This window comes from Rhodanobacter sp. C06, assembly GCF_002001105.1.
In the GTDB taxonomy this organism is placed as follows: domain Bacteria; phylum Pseudomonadota; class Gammaproteobacteria; order Xanthomonadales; family Rhodanobacteraceae; genus Rhodanobacter_A.
The window spans coordinates 24,809-43,108 of record NZ_MUNP01000017.1; the positions used below are offsets into that span (position 1 = coordinate 24,809).

Annotated in this window: 14 protein-coding genes; all 14 read left to right on the forward strand. The window is 67.0% G+C overall.

Translation table 11 applies throughout. The annotated features are described in order from the left end of the window. Positions 1-13: 13 nt before the first annotated feature. The 14 genes from tssF (at position 14) to icmH (ending at position 18,298) form a co-directional block, all read left to right on the forward strand. The gene (gene tssF / locus B0E52_RS00490) at positions 14-1,897 is read left to right on the forward strand and encodes a type VI secretion system baseplate subunit TssF (protein ID WP_077480664.1); all 1,884 of its coding nucleotides are present in this window, start codon (positions 14-16) and stop codon (positions 1,895-1,897) included. Next, complete coding sequence (gene tssG, locus B0E52_RS00495; protein WP_077480666.1) at positions 1,861-2,898, forward strand: type VI secretion system baseplate subunit TssG; 1,038 nt, start codon at positions 1,861-1,863, stop codon at positions 2,896-2,898. Before tssF ends, tssG begins: the two co-directional genes overlap by 37 nt. A gap of 202 nt (positions 2,899-3,100) precedes the next feature. After that, a complete protein-coding gene (gene tssH, locus B0E52_RS00500) occupies positions 3,101-5,845 on the forward strand; it encodes a type VI secretion system ATPase TssH (RefSeq protein ID WP_077480668.1) in 2,745 nt (914 codons plus the stop codon). A 166-nt stretch (positions 5,846-6,011) separates the two neighbouring features. Next, positions 6,012-6,224 (forward strand): hypothetical protein, encoded by a 213-nt coding sequence (locus tag B0E52_RS00505; protein WP_077480670.1) that lies wholly within the window; start codon positions 6,012-6,014, stop codon positions 6,222-6,224. Positions 6,225-6,479: 255 nt separating this feature from the next. After that, positions 6,480-7,601, forward strand: a complete 1,122-nt coding sequence (locus B0E52_RS00510; protein WP_077480672.1) for a hypothetical protein — start codon at positions 6,480-6,482, stop codon at positions 7,599-7,601. Positions 7,602-7,871: 270 nt separating this feature from the next. Beyond that, positions 7,872-9,119, forward strand: coding sequence for a hypothetical protein (locus B0E52_RS00515; RefSeq protein ID WP_077480674.1), 1,248 nt, complete (start codon positions 7,872-7,874; stop codon positions 9,117-9,119). 27 nt (positions 9,120-9,146) lie between these two features. Next, complete coding sequence (locus tag B0E52_RS00520) at positions 9,147-9,434, forward strand: PAAR domain-containing protein (protein WP_077480676.1); 288 nt, start codon at positions 9,147-9,149, stop codon at positions 9,432-9,434. A gap of 95 nt (positions 9,435-9,529) precedes the next feature. Beyond that, positions 9,530-10,855: a tetratricopeptide repeat protein gene (locus B0E52_RS00525; protein ID WP_254426655.1), complete on the forward strand. Its 1,326-nt coding sequence runs from the start codon at positions 9,530-9,532 to the stop codon at positions 10,853-10,855. A 27-nt stretch (positions 10,856-10,882) separates the two neighbouring features. Continuing rightward, complete coding sequence (locus B0E52_RS00530) at positions 10,883-11,341, forward strand: hypothetical protein (protein ID WP_077480680.1); 459 nt, start codon at positions 10,883-10,885, stop codon at positions 11,339-11,341. A 347-nt stretch (positions 11,342-11,688) separates the two neighbouring features. Then, entirely contained in the window at positions 11,689-13,689 is a 2,001-nt protein-coding gene (tssI, locus tag B0E52_RS00535) for a type VI secretion system tip protein TssI/VgrG (RefSeq protein WP_077480682.1), read from the forward strand. Positions 13,690-13,700: 11 nt separating this feature from the next. Continuing rightward, positions 13,701-14,258 (forward strand): hypothetical protein, encoded by a 558-nt coding sequence (locus B0E52_RS00540; protein ID WP_077480684.1) that lies wholly within the window; start codon positions 13,701-13,703, stop codon positions 14,256-14,258. 2 nt (positions 14,259-14,260) lie between these two features. Next, positions 14,261-15,556 carry a type VI secretion system-associated FHA domain protein TagH gene (gene tagH, locus B0E52_RS00545; RefSeq protein WP_077480686.1) on the forward strand — a complete coding sequence of 432 codons (1,296 nt, stop codon included), beginning with the start codon at positions 14,261-14,263 and terminating at the stop codon, positions 15,554-15,556. Between the two features lie 39 nt (positions 15,557-15,595). Further along, entirely contained in the window at positions 15,596-16,936 is a 1,341-nt protein-coding gene (gene tssK, locus B0E52_RS00550; RefSeq protein ID WP_077480688.1) for a type VI secretion system baseplate subunit TssK, read from the forward strand. Between the two features lie 6 nt (positions 16,937-16,942). After that, the gene (gene icmH / locus B0E52_RS00555; protein ID WP_077480690.1) at positions 16,943-18,298 is read left to right on the forward strand and encodes a type IVB secretion system protein IcmH/DotU; all 1,356 of its coding nucleotides are present in this window, start codon (positions 16,943-16,945) and stop codon (positions 18,296-18,298) included. Positions 18,299-18,300 lie beyond the last annotated feature (2 nt).

The following is an 18,300-nucleotide window of genomic DNA, read 5'->3' on the forward strand; positions in this document are numbered from 1 at the left end:
GCAGGCTCTGACCATGGATCCGCGCCTGCTCCGCTACTACAACCGCGAGCTGCAGCACGTCCGCGAGATGGGCGGCGAGTTCGCGCGCGAGTACCCCAAGATCGCAGGACGCCTCGGTCTGGAAGGCTTCGAGTGCGCCGATCCCTACGTGGAGCGGCTGCTGGAGGGTTTTGCCTTCCTCGCCGCGCGCATCCAGTTGAAATTGGACGCGCAGCACCCGGTATTCACCCAGCACCTGCTGGAGATGATCTACCCGCATTACCTCGCGCCGGTGCCTTCGATGGCGGTGGTGCAGCTGAACCCGGACACCAAGGAAAGCGCGCTGGCCACCGGTCCGGTGGTGGCACGGCAGACCGCGTTGCGTGGGCTCACCGGTCACGACGAGCGTACCGCCTGCGAATACCGCACGGCGCACGACGTCGCGCTGTGGCCGCTGGAACTGGCCGAGGCGAAGTACTTCGAGACGCCGGCCGCGCTCGCCGCCGCCGGCGTGCCGCTGCCGGCGAACAAGACCGTACGCGCCGGCCTGCGGTTGAAGTTCACCGTCACCGCCGGAGCGCAGGCGAACATGCTGGCTCTGGACGAGCTGCCGCTGTTCATCGCCGGCACCGACGAACTGCCCAAGCGCCTGTACGAGCAGCTGCTCGGCAACGCAGTGGGTTACCTGGTGCGCACGCCGGGGGCGGGCGGGCTGGTCAGCGAGTTCTTCGACGGCAGCTGCATCCGCGACAAGGGCTTTGCCGACGACGAGGCGCTGCTGCCGTACACCGACCGCTCGTTCAGCGGCTACCGCCTGCTGCAGGAATACTTCGCCTGCCCGGAGCGTTTCCTGTTCGCGGTGTTCACCGGGTTGAAGCCGGTGCTGGCGCGCTCGTCGGCCTGCGAATTCGAGATCGTGACGCTGTTCGACCGCAGCGTCAGCCGCCTGCACAACGCGGTGGACGCGGGCAACTTCCGGCTGTTCTGCACGCCGGCGATCAACCTGTTCCCGCGCCGCGCCGACCGCATCCACCTGCAGCCGGGGCGCACCGAGTACCACATCCTCGCCGACCGCACCCGGCCGATGGATTTCGAGATCCACAGCGTCGCCGACGTGGAAGGCTTCGGCGACCGTCAGGAGCCGGAGCAGCGCTTCCAGCCGTTCTATGGCAGCGACGAGCGCACCTGGCACAGCGGCGCCGCCGCGTTCCATACCATCCGCCGCGAACCGCGCCTGCTGTCCGCGCGCCAGCGCCTGCACGGCGCGCGCTCCAGCTACGTGGGCAGCGAGGTGTTCATCGCGCTGGTCGACGCCAACGACGCACCGTATGCCACGCAGTTGCGCCAGATCGGCATGCGGCTGCTATGCACCAACCGCGACCTGCCGCTGCAGATGCCGGTGGGCAAGTCGCGTACCGATTTCACCCTGGACACCGGCGCACCGGTGGCCTCGATCCGCTGCGTGGCCGGTCCCACCAAGCCGCGCGCGCCGGCCGCCAACGGCGAAACCGCGTGGCGGCTGATCAGCCACCTGCAGCTGAACTACGTCTCGCTGCTGGGCGACGGCGGCGAGGAGGGTGCGTCGGCGCTGCGCGAGATGCTCACGCTGTACTGCGACGAATTCGATGCCGCCGCGCGCCGCCAGATCGAAGGCATCAAGGCGGTGGGTTCGCAATCGGTGGTACGGCGCATTCCGGTGCCGGGGCCGATCAGCTTCGGCCGCGGGCTGGAGATCACGCTGACCTGCGACGACGGCGCCTTCGAAGGCACCGGCGCCTTCCTGCTCGGCGCGGTGATGCAGCACTTCTTCGCGCGGCACGTCTCGGTGAATTCCTTCACCGAGACCGTGCTGCGCACCCTGGAACGCAACGAGGTGGCCCGATGGCCGGCACGGCTCGGCAAGCGCCAGATCCTGTAGCGCCGGCTCGTGTCGAGCTCGAGCTCGCGCTGCGGGAGCAGCCGCAGGGCTTCGAGTTCTTCGAGGCGCTGCGCCGGCTCGAGTGCGCGTATCCGCAGCGGCCGCGGCTGGGCGAATCGGCCAAGCCGGCGGAGGATGCCGTGCGCCTGTGCCACACGCCCTCGCTGGCGTTCGCGCCAAGGGGTGTCGAACGCTACGAGCCCGCCGCCGAAGGCCGGCCGGCCCGGCTGCACGGCCTGTTCTTCGGCCTGTTCGGGCCGAACGCGCCGCTGCCGCTGCACCTCACCGAATACGCGATGGATCGCCAGCGCAACGCCAAGGATTCCACCCTGGTCGCGTTCGCCGACATCTTCCACCACCGCATGTTGAGCCTGTTCTACCGCGCCTGGGCCAGCGCGCAGCCCACCGTGCAGCTCGATCGTCCCGACGAGGATCGCTTCCGTCTGTACATGGGCGCACTGGTGGGCTTGTCCACGCGGGGGCTGGAGGCTCGCGACGCGCTGCCCGACCAGTACAAGCGCTTCTTCGCCGGCCGGCTGGTGGCGCAGGCGCGCAATGCCGAGGGGCTGCGTGGCCTGCTGGAGCATTTCTTCCGCATTCCCGTACGCGTGTTGGAGTTCGTGGCCGGCTGGATGCGCCTGCCGCACGAGGCGTACCTGCGGCTGGGCGCCACGCCCGACGTGGCCGGTCTGGGCAGCACCGCGGTACTGGGCGAATACGTGTGGGGCTCGCAGCAGCGCTTCCGTCTGCGGCTCGGGCCGTTGACGCGCGCCGAGTTCAACAATTTCCTGCCCGGCGGTGAAGCACTGCGCCAGCTGGTGGCTGCGGTGAAGACCTACGTGGGCGAGGAGAAAGCCTGGGACGTGCAGCTGGTGCTCAAGCGCGCTGAGGTGCCGACCACGAAGCTGGGCCAGTCCGGGCGCATGGGGCTTTCCACCTGGATGGGCGTGCCGCGCCGGGATGCCGATGCGGATCACGTGATCCTGCAGCCGGTGGGCTAGGGCGGTGGGCTTCGACTCTCCGCACCGAGCCGGCATTTTTCTCCTCCCCCTGCATGCAGGGGGAGGGCAGGAGGGGGTGAGCTTTGGGCTGTTGGCCAAAAAGCACCCCACCCCAACCCTCCCCTGCAAGCAGGGGAGGGTGCCTGCTTTCGTCGCGGCCGCGATCGCGCAGCCGCCATCACCACTTCAGGGGTAGAGATCCATGGCAGAAATCAGTCGCAGCGCACTGTTCGGCAAGCTCAACAAGCTGGCGTACCGGGGCATCGAGAGCGCCACCGTGTTCTGCAAGCTGCGCGGCAACCCGTACGTGGAGCTGGTGCACTGGATCCACCAGATCCTGCAGTTGCAGGACTCGGACCTGCACCGCATCGTCAAGCAGTTCAACCTCAACCCCTCGAACCTCGCGCGCGACGTCACCGACGCGCTGGACCGGCTGCCGCGCGGCTCCACCAGCATCTCCGACCTCTCCAGCGACGTGGAGGAAGCCGTCGAGCGCGGCTGGGTGTTCGCCACCCTGATGTTCGGCGAGGCACAGGTGCGCACCGGCTATCTCATGGTGGGCGTGCTGCGCCTGCGCCATCTGCGCAACACGCTGCTGGGCGTCTCGAAGGAGTTCGAGAAGATCAAGCCCGAGGCACTGGTGGAGAAGTTCGCCGAGGTGGTGGCCGGCTCGCCCGAGGACGGCCAGAGCGCCAGCGACGGCTTCCACATGGGTGGCGCCGCACCGGGCGAGGCCAGCGGCGCGATGTCACCCGCGCAGATGGGCAAGCAGGAGGCGCTGGCACAGTTCACCATCGATCTCACTGAGCAGGCCCGCAACGGCAAGATGGATCCCATCGTCGGTCGCGACGACGAGATCCGCCAGCTGGTCGACATCCTCATGCGTCGCCGCCAGAACAACCCGATGCTGGTCGGCGAAGCCGGCGTGGGCAAGACCGCGGTGATCGAGGGTTTCGCCATGCGCATCGCCATCGGCGACGTGCCGCCGCCGCTGAAGGACGTGCAGTTGCGCGTGCTCGACGTCGGCCTGCTGCAGGCCGGCGCCAGCATGAAGGGCGAATTCGAAAACCGCCTGAAGCAGGTGATCGAGGAAGTGCAGTCGTCCACCAGGCCAATCATCCTGTTCATCGACGAGGCGCACACCCTGGTCGGCGCTGGCGGTGCCGCCGGCACCGGCGATGCCGCCAACCTGCTCAAGCCCGCGCTGGCGCGCGGCAACCTGCGCACGATCGGTGCCACCACCTGGGCCGAATACAAGAAGCACATCGAAAAAGACCCGGCGTTGACCCGCCGCTTCCAGACCGTGCAGATCGACGAACCCAGCGAGGAGAAGGCGATCCTGATGATGCGCGGTGTCGCCAGCGTGATGGAGAAGCACCACAAGGTGCAGATCCTCGACGAGGCGCTGGAGGCTGCGGTGAAGCTGTCGCACCGCTACATCCCCGCCCGCCAGCTGCCGGACAAGTCGGTCAGCCTGCTCGACACCGCCTGCGCCCGCGTGGCGATCAGCCAGCACGCCGTGCCGGCCGAGGTGGACGACACGCGCAAGCGCATCCAGGCGCTGGAAACCGAGCTGGGCATCATCGCCCGCGAGAAAAATGTCGGCGTGGATGTCAACTCGCGCGAAGAGGCCGCCAGCGAGAAGCTGGCGACGCAGAAGGCGCGGCTGGAAACGCTGGAAGCGAACTGGGTCACCGAGAAAGCCCTGGTCGAGAAGATCCTCGACATCCGCTCGAAGCTTCGCGGCTCGACCGCGCCGGTCGAAGGCACCGGCAGCGCGCTGGAGGAGTCGGCCAACCAGGAGGCCGAGGCCAAGGCCGCGCCGGTGGCGGGTGAAGCGCCGCTGGATGGCGCCGAACGCGCGGCGGCGCTCGAGCAATTGAAGGGTCTGCAGGCGCAGCTTGCCGAACTGCAGGGCGAGCACCCGCTGATCCTTGCGTCGGTCGATCAGCAGGCGGTGGGTTCGGTGGTGTCGGACTGGACCGGCATCCCGGTCGGCCGCATGGTCAAGAGCGAAGTCGAGACCGTGATGAACCTGGCCAAGCTGATGGGCCAGCGCGTGATCGGCCAGGACCACGCGATGGAGATGATCGCCAAGCGCATCCAGACCTCGCGCGCCGGCCTGGTCGATCCGAACAAGCCGATCGGCGTCTTCATGCTCGCCGGTACCTCCGGCGTGGGCAAGACCGAAACCGCACTGGCGCTGGCCGAAGCTTTGTACGGCGGTGAACAGAACATCATCACCATCAACATGAGCGAGTTCCAGGAAGCGCACACCGTTTCCACGCTCAAGGGCGCGCCTCCCGGCTACGTCGGCTACGGCGAGGGCGGCGTGCTCACCGAAGCCGTGCGGCGCAAGCCGTACTCGGTGGTGCTGCTGGATGAGGTCGAGAAGGCCCATCCGGACGTGCACGAAATCTTCTTCCAGGTCTTCGACAAGGGCGTGATGGAAGACGGTGAAGGCCGCTCCATCGACTTCAAGAACACCTTGATCCTGCTCACCACCAACGCCGGCACCGAGCTCATCGCCAGCATGTGCAAGGACCCGGAACTGATGCCCGAGCCCGACGGCATGGCCAAGGCCTTGCGCGAGCCGCTGCTGAAGATCTTCCCGCCCGCTTTGCTTGGACGCCTGGTCACCATCCCGTACTACCCGCTCAGCCCGGAAATGCTGGGCAAGATCGTCAAGCTGCAGATCAACCGCATCAAGAAGCGCGTCGAGGCGCGCTACAAGATTCCGTTCGAGTACGGCGAGGACGTGGTGAAGCTGGTGGTCGCGCGTTGCACCGAGACCGAGTCGGGCGGGCGCATGATCGATGCGATTCTGACCAACTCGATGCTGCCGGATATCTCGCGGGCCTTCCTCACCAAGATGATTGCGGGTGAGCAGATTGCGAAGGTGCAGGTAGGGGTGACGGACGGGGAGTTTTCGTATGGGTTTGGGTGAGGTATCGGCAGAAAGTGAACCTGACCCCGGTTTTCGACCGTTTTCCCACTTTTGAAAGATGGGCGGTTGGTTATTGAGTGGGTGGCGAGTTGTCGGGGCGGTCGCGATTGCGCACCTTATGCCGTTTCCAAACCGCCGTCGCATGTCAATCGATGAGGAATGAAACATGCCTGGACACAGCAGTTGTTATCTGGTTATCAATGCGGGCGCCAATACATATTGGCGCTACATCAAGAAATATTCCGATGCTCAGGAAAAGGCGTTCATCGTGGATGCCAAGCTGGCGGAGGTGGGTGGCAGTGTGGCGTTGGTCAATACCGTCCGCGTGGGCACAATCCAGCGGAAGAACACCGAGCCGACCAACGGCGTCGAGATCTGAAGATCGCGCTGCTTGCAAGGCAACCAAAACGGGGTCAGGTTCACTTATATATTTAATGTTCATTGGCTGAATGGAAGTAACTAAACCTGACCCTGTTGGCAGTCACCCCGGACATCGAGGCCGGTGCCTGCGGATTTTCTTCAAAGCTGGGTCAAAAAGCGGGCTCGGATTCACTTCCTTGTCTATGGTGGATAACCCAACCTGGCCCCGGGTTAGGGTTATTCGCGCCTCAATAACTTCAACGGAGTGCGTGTCTTGACTGCCTTCCTCAAGAATTACACCAGCAAGCAGCTCAACCAAATCGTCTTCCCGGGCTCGCATGACGCCGGCATCTACGGTCAGGGCAAGAGCAACGTCATCACCCAGAGCCTGAACATCGGCGAGCAGGCCAATGCCGGTGTGCGCTTCTTCGACATGCGCATTGCCACCGTCAAGCGCAGCGACGGATCTCTCGATCAGAAGTCCTACCACCTTGGCAAGGGTGTCATCGACAACAAGCACAAGGGTGCCAAGCCCGGTGAAGTCCAGTCGCACCAGAACGTGTCCCACCTGGGCGGCTGGGGCCAGGACACGCTGTCGGACATGCTTACGCAGGCCAAGACCTATGTGCTGGCGAACCCGTCGGAGTTCCTGATCCTGAAGTTCTCCAAGTGCTACAACCTGAAGGACGTGGTCGACACCTGCGTGCGCGTGCTGGGTGACACGCAGTTCAACTACAACAAGTCAGGTGGCGCGGCGATCAACCTCAACACGCGCACGGTCGGAAGCTTGGCGGGCAAGGTCATCACGCTGTTCGATCCCAAGGAACTGGAGAAGCTCGGCTTCGTGATTCGCGGCCAGATCTACAGCGGCTGCCTGTCCTTCGGCGAGCTCTTCAACAAGGAGACCAAGACGTCGCGCCAGTACCAGAAGGAGTTCCACGGCCTGCAGTACTTCGGCAAGTTCAGCAACACCGACGACATCAAGAAGAACACCAAGAAGCAGGCGGCGACGATGGGTGGGGGCACCTCGTGCGACCGTGACGCCATGGGCATGATGTACTGGACCACCACCGGCATGCTGGGCGACATCAAGGCCCGCAACGACAAGATGTGGACGGGCGTGAATGTGCAGGCCCTGCGTGACGTGTGGGAGGCCGGCTACAAAAAGGCCATGATCAACCAGCTCGGTGCGCTGAGCTTCAAGGACCTTTACACCAAGAACAGTCGCTACTACGTGGCCAACAAGAACAGTTGGACGAGCTTCACGCCCAACATCGTCATGATCGACTTCGCCGACTACCAGAAGTGCGTGACGATCTACAACCTGAATCGCGTCAGGAGCGAGATGCTCGAGACCTTGATGCAGCAATCGGGTCATGCCATCGAAAATCTCTGACCACGGCAGTACGCGAGCCGCTGACCTAAACTAGGGTCAGGTCACTTATTTCGGATGTTTATTGGCTGGATGGCTCCTCAAAAAGAGGGTGTGGTGACCGGATTTCCAGCGTGATTGCGCAAAAACAGGAGTCAAAACAACAAAAAAACAGGAGTCAGAGTGCACTTTTCAAAGCGTTTTGAAATGAAATATCGAGACCGCGTGTCTTGATTGTCTCGATTATCGATAGAAAAGTTGTCTGGTAAAAATTCAGGTGAGCTTGAGCTGATCATGTCCACGATACCGAACCACACGACCTGGATGACGCAGACCGAGTTGCGCATGAAGCCGCGCAGTTCCGAGCTGAAGAAGCTCGACGAGGCGATCAAGGCGCACGACTTGGCGAAGACGCCTGACAAGGTCAAGGCGGTGCGTCAGGCACTGGCGGTGTGGAAGCGTGCCAAGGGCGACGGCTGGAAGATGAGCGAGCGCAACAAGGCGCCGAACTTTCCGTTCACCAACCTCAGCAAGGCGGTTTACGTCGATCTCAAGCTCCCTACGGATGAAGTGGCCGCGCTGAAGTTCTGGGACGACTCGCGGCGCAAGAAGCTGCAGACCCTGTTCGAGGGAAAGCAGGTGAAGTTGCGCATCGTGGACAGTTACGCGCAATTGCATCTGGCCCATAAGGATCTCACCGAAGCAGTGAAGGGCGCCAAGGCGACTGGCTCCGGTGCGGTCAAGACGGCGCTGCAGCCGGAGGTGACCCAAGCCGTCAACGACATGTTCGGCACGCAGATTGCGACGCTGAAGGATTTCGCAGCCCAAGCCGTAGCCGAGACCGGAACTGCCGCGGTGATCCAGGCGATCGATCACGTCGCCAGCATGTTGCCGATCATCAGCCTGGTGGCCGATGGCGGCAAGATGCTGTCGCAATGGGGCATGGCCATCTACAAGGGCTACAAGCAGTACGAAACTTCCACGCATGGCTTTGCGATCGCCAGTGGCGATCCGGCGGCGGCGTTTGCCGCGGTGCAGAGTCTGCTGGCAAGAGAGACCGCCAATCAGGTGGCCAAGGCCTCGATCACATCCGTGGCATTTGCCGCCAATACTGCGCTGCATGCGGCGAAGGGGGCAGGCGCGGTGCTGGCGCCGGCGGTGGGCGCAGCCAAGGCGGCGGCGAACGCGGCGCGAGTCATTGCGAAGTTCGCCATCGAGTTCCGCGAAACCGTCATGGTCAACAAGGTGCTGAAGAATCCGGAATTGCTGGATCTTCGAGCGTTCAAGACCTGCCCGCTGCTGGGCGCCTACATGCTGGTGTGTTCGGATACCTCGGATCTGGTGGCCATGCTGTTCGACGAGTTCGGCCAGGCCGGCTGGATGGAGGACATCGAGTCGCTGATCAAGAAGCACATTCACCCGGTGCAGGATCGCGCGGCGGATCTGGTGCAAAGCTCGCCATTCGTCATCAGCGGCGTGCCGATCCATCGGCCGCTGCGCACTACATTGAGCGTGGGCAGCATGCTCAGCAATTTCCTTTGAGCGGTATCGGATCGAAGAGGATTCACCATGCAACCCGCCGCCCGCCTTACCGACATGCACGTCTGCCCGATGACCACCGGCCCGGTCCCGCATGTCGGCGGCCCAATCTCCGCGCCCGGCGCGCCCACGGTGCTGATCGGCGGCTTGCCGGCGGCACGCTTGGGCGACATGGCGGTGTGCGTAGGTCCGCCGGACAGCATCGTCATGGGTTCGCCCACGGTGCTGATCGGCGGCCAGCCTGCTGCGCGGCTCGGTGATTCCTGCGCGCACGGCGGCACCATCGTGCTGGGCTGCTTCACCGTGCTGATCGCGTGAGCCGGCGCATGAACCGCGACTCGGCGCAGGTTGTCGTCCGTCCGTCGGCCGCGCGCACGGCGGCGCCGGACTGGCGCGCCCTGCTGCAGCAGGCGATGCAGGCACACCAGGCCGACGATCTCGACACCGCCGAGCGGCTGTACCGCGAGGTGCTGGACCTGCGCGTGGCGCAACCCGATGCGCTGCATTACCTGGGCGTGCTGTGCCATCAGTGCGGACGCAGCGACGAGGGCGTGGAGCTGATCCGCACCGCGCTGCAGGTCACGCCGAAGCACCCGGACGCGCACAACAACCTCGGCAACATCCACAAGGAATGCGGCCGCCTGCGCGAGGCGGAGGCCTGCTACCGCAAGGCGCTGGAATGCGGCCCGCAGCATCACAACGCCTTGAGCAACCTCGCCGTGGTGCTGGAGGCGCAGGAGCGCCCGCAGGAAGCCTTCGAGGCCTACGAGCAGCTGCTGCGGCAGGCGCCGCGCTATGCGCAGGGGCACTACCTGCTGGGGCTGTTCCTGCGCAACCACGCGCAGAACCTCGAGCACATCGAGCAGTCGGTGGCGCGCTTCCGCGAGGCTTACGCGCTGGAACCCCGTTTCGTGCAGGTACTGGAGGCGCTGAGTGTGTCGCTGTACGTGCTGGGGCGCACCGACGAAGCGGTGCAGGTGTATCGCGACTGGGTGGCGCGGGAGCCGGACAACCCGATCCCGCGCCACATGCTGGCGGCCTGCGGCGGCGCCGACGCGCCGGTGCGCGCGGGCGACGCCTATGTGCGCGACATCTTCGACCGTTTCGCCGACAGCTTCGACGAACAACTGCTGCACAACCTCGACTACCGCGCGCCGCAGGTGTTGGCGGAGGTGCTGGGCACGGCGTTGCCGGCGCCTGCCGCCGCGCTCGATGTGCTGGATGCCGGCTGCGGCACTGGCCTGTGCGCACCGCTGCTGCGTCCGCATGCGCGCCGCCTGGTGGGCGTGGATCTTTCCGGCGGCATGGTGGAGAGGGCGCGCCAGCGTGGTGGCTACGACGCGCTGGACGTGGCGGAACTCACCGCCTACCTGCAGGAGCGGCCCGGCGTCTGGGATGTGGTGCTGTCGGCCGACACGCTGGTGTATTTCGGCGAGTTGGGCACGGTGCTGGCAGCAGCCCATGCAGCGTTGCGGCCGGGTGGCTGGCTGGCCTTCTCGCTGGAGGCGGAAGAGGGCGAGGGAGATCGCGCGACGCTCACCGCCAGCGGTCGCTACCGCCACTCGCGCGCCCACGTGCTGCGCGCACTGGAACGGGCGGGCTTCCACGATATCCGCATCTCGGAGGACAGCCTGCGCAAGGAGTTCGGCCAGCCCGTGCGCAGCTGGGTGGTGCTGGCTCGCCGCAGCGATGACGCGGGGGAGGCCACCGGAGCAGTGCGCGACTTGAACAGGCTCTAACGCGAAGCCCGTGCCGGAGGGGCGCTGATGCAAGTTCCCTATGGCCTGCTGATCCTTGCATTGGCGCTGGCCCCGGCTGCTGCCGGCGGCTGCCATTTGGCGCCCATGGGCATCGCCGGCGGTGTCGGCAAGCTGGGCGACGTGTCGGTGGCGTTCGGCGCGGCCGACCATGCGCTGCATCCGACCGCGTGGCAGGGGCCGTTGCGGATCACGACGGGCAGTGCGCCTGCCTGCACGGTCAGCGACGAGGTGGCCATCGTGGAAGCCCCGGTGGCGCTTGGCGGCGGCATCCTGTACGTGCCGACGTATTCGGGCGGCAACAACCGCCTGTACGCGGTGGCCACGAAGAGCTGCCGCGTGTTGTGGCGAAGCCACCCTTTCACCGGACCGACCCGCCCAGGGAACGGCCGCCTCACGATCGGGGGCCGACGCGTGCCGCTGGACCGGCAGTGCCATCCGGCGGGCATGGCGGGGGACGGTCGATAGAGGCAGGTGCGGCGCGGTGCGTGGTGCCGGTCGCGGCGGCAGGTTTCGTAGCCGACGCTCGTGCTGCCGGAAAAGCCCCGTCGGTCAGGCGGTTGGGTCGCCGTCGGGGCGATTTTCACGGCGCGTGACCCGAAATGCCGCTCGATTGCGCATTACAGGGGGAGGAGTTCCCATGCCGCCCGTCGCTCGCCTTGCCAGTTCGCATGTCCGCCCCGTGTTCCGGGGGCGCTTCCGTTGTCCTGCATCCCTGCGCTACGGGCCGTCCGGGCGCGGCGCGCGGGAGGCACGGTCTTGCGGGGACACCACTGGCATGACCGGCTCCGGCCATTTCCCAGGAGCGTAGTCGCATGAGCGATCCCATCAAGATCACTTCCAGCAAGTGCGACAACCTGCTGTTCGTCGGCATGAGCGCGGACGAGGAACTGGGCGAGCTGTTCCGGTTCGAGCTGCAGTTCGAGAGCAAGGACGCGGGCATCGACCTGACCTCGCTGCTGGGTTCGTCGATGACCGTGACGCTGACCCTGGAAGATGGTTTCAAGCGCCATTTCAACGGCATGGTCTGCGAGGCCTCGCAGACCGGCGTCGCCACCGTCGACACCCTGGTCTACGCACAGTACGCCGTCACCCTGGTGCCCAAGCCGTGGCTGCTGGAACAGATCGTCGACTGCCGCATCTTCACCGAGATGACCGCCCCGGACATCATCCAGAAGCTGCTGGAGGAATCCGGCTACACCGACGTGAAGAACAGCCTCACCGGCAACTACGCGCAGCGCGACTACTGCGTGCAGTACCGCGAGGACTGCCTGAGCTTCATCCATCGCCTGATGGAACAGGAAGGCATCTACTACTACTTCACCCACGACAGCAGCAAGCACACCATGGTGCTCGCCGACGGCGTGGGTGCGCATGCCGCCATCGACGAATTCAAGAAGGTGCCGTTCGCGGCCGGCGCGGGCGGCGCACTGGGCAAGGCGGCGACGGTCGCCACGTTCGGGGCGGTGCGCGGCGTGGACGGCGCCACTTTCAAGCTGACCGACTACAACCCGCTCACGCCCAAGGCCTCGCTGCTCTCCTCGCACACCAGCGACGGCAACCAGCCGACGACAACCCACACCGCCTTCGATTTCCCCGGCGCGCACGGGGACGCGAGCGTGGGCCAGCACTACGCCAGCGTGCGCGCCGAGGCGCTGACCGCCGCGCGCTCCGGCTACCACGGCACCACCGACGCCTGCGGCGCGGAGGCCGGCAACCTGTTCACCCTGAGCGACTACTCGCGCAAGGAGCTCAACCAGGAATACCTGCTGACCGCTACCCAGAGCTACCTGCGCGGCGCCGGCCATGCCTCGGGCAGCGGCGGCCATCTCGAGTTCCAGTGCCAGTTCCGCGCCATCCCGAGCAGCATTCCGTTCCGCAAGGCCATCAGGACGGAGAAGCCGAAGGTCGCCGGCCTGCAGACCGCGATCGTCACCGGCAGCGACACCGACGAGGACATCGCCGTCGACCAGTACGGCCGGGTGCAGGTGAACTTCCACTGGAACATGCCGGACAAGCCGAACGCGAAGTGCTCCTGCCCGGTGCGCGTGGCCTCGCCGTGGGCCGGCAAGGGCTGGGGCGCGGTGAGCATCCCGCGCGTGGGCCAGGAAGTGGTGGTGAGCTTCCTCGAAGGCGACCCGGACCGGCCGCTGATCATCGGCAGCGTCTACAACGCCGCGAACACCGTGCCCTACGGCCTGCCCGACAACAAGACCCAGAGTGGCATCAAGAGCCGCAGCCTGCTTGGCGGCACCGACGACTTCAACGAGCTGCGCTTCGAGGACAAGCAGGGCAGCGAGGACTTCATCATCCACGCGCAGAAGGACATGCACGAGGAGGTCGAGAACGACCACGTGGTGACGATCGACCACGACGAGACGGTGGAGGTGAAGAACAACCAGACGCTCACCGTCGACAACGACCAGACCGAGACGATCAAGCACGACCGCAAGGTCACCGTGCAGAACGACGACAAGCTCGACGTCACCGCCAACGGCACCACCACGATCGGCCAGAAATTCAAGCTCGACGCCGGCACCGAGATCGACCTGGTCTGCGGCGCCTCCAGCATCACGCTGAAGGCATCGGGCGACATCGAGATCAAGGGCGTCAACATCAAGATCACCGGCGATGCCACGGTGAAGATGGCCGGGCAGGCCACGGTCGACATCGGCGCCGGCGCCAGCGTCAAGGTGCACTCGGACGCGATGATGAACGTGGAGGGCGGCGCGATGACCACGGTGAAGGGGGCGATGCTGACGCTCACCGGCGACGGCATGGCGAAGCTCGGCGGCGGCATCACGATGATCGGCTGAGGAGGCAGGCCATGTCCGCGATCTTGCAAGCATCGATGCAGATGGGCCTGTCGCCCGAGGCCAGCGCGCGGCTGCGCCCGGAGATGACGGCGCAGGCGGCGGTGCAATCGCTGCTGGACGCCGGCGCGGCACAGGACGCGCTGAAGCTGCTGGCGCGGCTGCTGCCCAAGCGCTACGCAGTGGCGTGGCTGTGCCAGTGCGCGCGCGACCAGCCGCTGGAACTGGAAGACAAGGCCGGCGCCTCGCTGGCGGAGAAGTGGGTGCGCGAACCCACCGAGAGCAACCGTCGCGCCGCCTACGAGTTCGCGAATTCCGGCGGCTACAAGTCGCTGGGCGCGTGGCTGGCCGCGGCGGCCGGCTGGTCGGGCGGCAGCCTGGCGCCGAGCGCGCAGGAAACGCCGGTGCCGCCGCCGGAGCAGCTCACCGCCTGCGCCACGGTGGCGGCGATCAACCTGATGGCGGCGCTGGTGGCCGAACGCTTCGCGGCACGCCGCGCCGAGTTCGTCGCCCGCGCCCTGAACCTGCTCGGCACCGGCGAAGCGGCCGGCGCGGGCGGCAAGGGAGCCTGAGCGTGTCGATGCAGACGCTGACATTGGCGGTACTCGGCCGGCAGGCCGCGCAATTCGGCAGCCGCAGCCGGAAAGTCTTTCCGGAGATCGGCGGCAGCATCGGCCGTTCCGAGGATTGCGAATGGGTGCTCGGCGCGCCCGGTGTGTCGCGCATCCACGCGATAGTGCGCTGCCTCAACGGCATCTATTTCATCGAGGACCGCAGCACCAACGGAATGCTGCTCAACGGTGCGCCGCTGCCCAGGGGCGAGCCCTCCGCGCTGAAGGACGGCGACCGCCTGCAGATCGACACCTTCGAGATCTCGGTGCAGGTGCAGGCGCCGGGCCAGGCCGCCGAGGCGCCGGCCGCACCTGCGCCGGCGATGGCACCGGCGCCGCTGCCGGGCGATCCACTGGATTTCGGCTTGTCCGACCTGCTGGCGCCGGCGCCGGCCGCTGCCGCCGCGAGCGCCAGCCTGATACCCGACGCCGCCGTGGCCGGCGGCGACCTCGATCCGCTGAGCTTCCTCGATGCGCCCTACGCGACGCCGGTGGCGGAGCCCGCGCCGCCGCAGCCGGCGCCGATCCCCAGCTGGAACCACACGGCCGGCAGCGCCGACCACTTCCGCCCGCCGGTGACCGACGTGCAACGCCAGGCGCAGGTGTTGCCGGAGAACTGGGACCTGACCATGGGCGATTTCGCGCCCAAGGCGGAGCCGGCCGCGCCGGTCATGCCACCCGCCGCGCCACCGGCGGCGACTGCGTTTGCCGCACCGGCGGCGACGGCCCTGCCCGCGGAGCTGGAGCAGATCCTGCACATCGTGGCCGACGGCGTGATGGACGTGCTGCGTGCCCGCGCCGAGATCAAGAACACCTTCCGCCTGCCGGTGACCATCATCCAGCGCTCGGAGAACAACCCGCTGAAGTTCGCGCCCACCGCGGACGAGGCGGTGCAGCGCATCCTGGCGCCCACCGGGCCGGCCTTCCTGTCCGGCAGCGCCGCGTTCCAGGACGCCTTCGAGGACATCCGCTGCCACCAGATGGCGATGCTGGCCGGCGTGCGCGCGGCGTTCGAGTCGCTGCTGGTGCACTTCAATCCGGACCGTTTCGAGCACGAGGCCGACGGCGGCGCCAAGCGCGCGGCGTTCGGCGGCAAGGGCCGCTACTGGGACCGCTACCGCGAGCACTTCGAGGAGCTGATGGGCAATCCCGACGAATGCTTCCGCCGCCTGTTCGGCGACGAGTTCGCGCGCGCCTACGAGGAACAGCTGGCACGATTGAAGTCGGTACGACGGGCGGAACAGGCGCGCCGCCCCTGACCCGGGGCAAATCGGAACAACCATGAGCGAGCGAGCGGCATGACGCAGAACAACAAGGTGATCTGGAGCGAAGGGCTGTTCCTCAGGCCCCAGCACATGCAGCAGCAGGAGCGTTACCTGGAGCGCTTCGTCGAGCTGCGCGCCGGCAACCTGCGCCCCCACGCCTGGGGCTTCCACGAGCTGGAGCTGGAGGCCGACCTGCTGGCGATCGGCAAGCTCGGCATCAAGCGCGCGCGCGGCATCTTCCCCGACGGCACGCCGTTCGCGATGCCCGGCGACGACCCGCTGCCGCCGCCGCTGGACGTGGATGCGAACTGGCGCGACCAGACCGTGTTCCTCACCCTGCCGCTGCGTTCGCCCACCCAGCCCGACAGCGGGCGGCCGGAAGCGCCGGCGGAAAAGCTCTTTCGCTTCCGCGTGCGCGAGGCCGAGGTGCGCGACGCCTCCGGCAGCACCGACGGCGCGACGCCGCTGGAAGTGGGCGGCATGAGCAGCCGCCTGCTGCCGCAGTCGCAGCCAATGGAAGGGCTCACCCGGATGCCGCTGGCGCGCATCGTCGAATGCCGCAGCGACCGCCGGGTGACGCTGGACGATGCGTTCATGCCCACCGGCCTGTCCTGCCAGGGGGTGCCGCGGCTGGTGACCTTCCTTACCGAGCTGCTCGGTCTCCTGCACCAGCGCGGCGAGGCGCTGGCCAGCCGCGTCGCGCTCACCGACCGCGGCGGCGCGGCGGAGATCGCCGACTTCCTGCTGCTGCAGGTGGTGAACCGCTGCCAGCCGCTGGTGGCGCACCTGGCCGAGGCGCCGCTGCTGCATCCGGAGGAGCTGTACCGCGTGCTGGTGGGGATGGCCGGCGAACTGGCCACGTTCACCGCGCCGGGCAAGCGGCCGCCCGCGTTGCCGCCGTATCGCCACGAGGCACTGCGCGAGAGCTTCGAGCCGCTGATCGCCGCGCTGCGCGCCAGCCTCAGCGCGGTGCTGGAGCAGACCGCCATCCCGATCCCGCTGCAGGAACGCAAGTTTGGCGTGTGGGTCGCGGTGGTGCCCGACCTCACCTTGCTCGACAACGCCGCCTTCGTGCTGGCGGCGAAGGCCGACGTGAAGTCCGAGGAACTGCGCCGGCAGTTGCCTGCGCAGTCGAAGATCGGTCCGGTGGAGAAGATCCGCGACCTGGTGAACCTGCAGCTGCCGGGCATCCCTGTGACGCCGATGCCGGTGGCGCCGCGGCAGATCCCGTACAACGCCGGCTACCTGTATTTCGAGTTCGACCGCCACGCGGCGATGTGGCGCGAGCTGAAGACCTCCGGCGGCATCGCGTTCCATTTCGGCAGCGGCTTCGCCGGGCTGGACCTGCAGCTCTGGGCGATTCGAGGAGGTTGATCAGCCATGAATACGCCCAAGGGTCCGTTCGACGACGATCCCATGCGCGATGCCACCGTGGTGCGCCCGCGCGGCGCGGCGCCTGCGCCGGTGCCTGCACCCGCGCCGGTTGCGCCGCCACCGGTCGCGGCGCCGACGCCCGCGCCGCGCGGCGTGGCCGCCACGCCGGCCGAGATCAGCGCCTTCCTCGGCGGCGGCATGAACCCGCTGGTGCAGGCGGCCAGCCCGCTGCTGCTGCTGGCGGTGCAGCTGCGCCACAGCGCCACGCCGCCGGACGCGACCCATCTGCGCGAGCAGGCGGTGGCCCAGGTGCGCCAGTTCGAGAGCCACGCGCAGCAGGCGAACATCGCCCAGCAGACCGCGCTGGCCGCGCGCTACGTGCTGTGCACCATGCTCGACGAAGCGGTGCTCAATGCGCCATGGGGCGAGCAGAGCGGCTGGGCGCAGCAAACCTTGCTGGTGACCTTCCACGGCGAGTCCTACGGCGGCGCGAAGTTCTTCCAGATCCTGGAGCGCCTGTGCGCGGATTTCTCGCGCCACCTCGACCTGATCGAGCTGATGTACATCTGTCTCGCGCTGGGCTTCGGCGGGCGCTACCTGATCGATGCCGGCGGCCGCGCCAAGCTGGCCGACATCCAGGAAGACCTGTACCGGCGCATCCGCGCGCAGCGCGCGCCGGCCGCGCAGGAGCTGGCTCCGCACTGGCGCGGCATCCAGGACAAGCGCAATCCGCTGATCCGCTACGTGCCGCTGTGGGTGATCGTGGCTGCGGCGGCCTGCGTGCTGCTGGGCGCCTACCTGTATTTCCACACGCGATTGAACACGGGCTCCGCGCCGGTCAGCGCCGAGCTCGCGCAGATCGGGCTGGAAGGCGCCACGCCGCCGGCCGCCCAGCAGCTGGACAAGACCAATCCGCCGCCGGCGCATCCCACGCTGAAGCAGCTCCTGGCGCCGGAGGAGCAGGCCGGCCAGCTCGCCATCGTCGAGCAAGGCAACGGTCGCGAACTGGTGCGGCTTTCGGCCACCGGCATGTTCACTTCCGGCGGGGTGGACGTGAGCGATGCCGAGTTGCCGCTGCTGCACAAGATCACCGCGGCGCTGAACCAGGTGCCGGGGCGGGTGATCGTGGTGGGGCATACCGACGACCAGCCGATCCGTTCGCTGAAGTTCAAGGACAACTTCGCGCTGTCCGCGGCGCGCGCGCGCGCGGTGCAGCAGGTGCTCGCCGACGGCCTCGACAATCCGGGCCGGCTGGAGGCCAGCGGCGCCGGCGACTCGCAGCCGATTGCGCTGCCGCCGAACCTGCCGGCGAACCGTGCGCGCAACCGGCGCGTGGAGCTCATGTATATCCCCGAGGGTTGAAC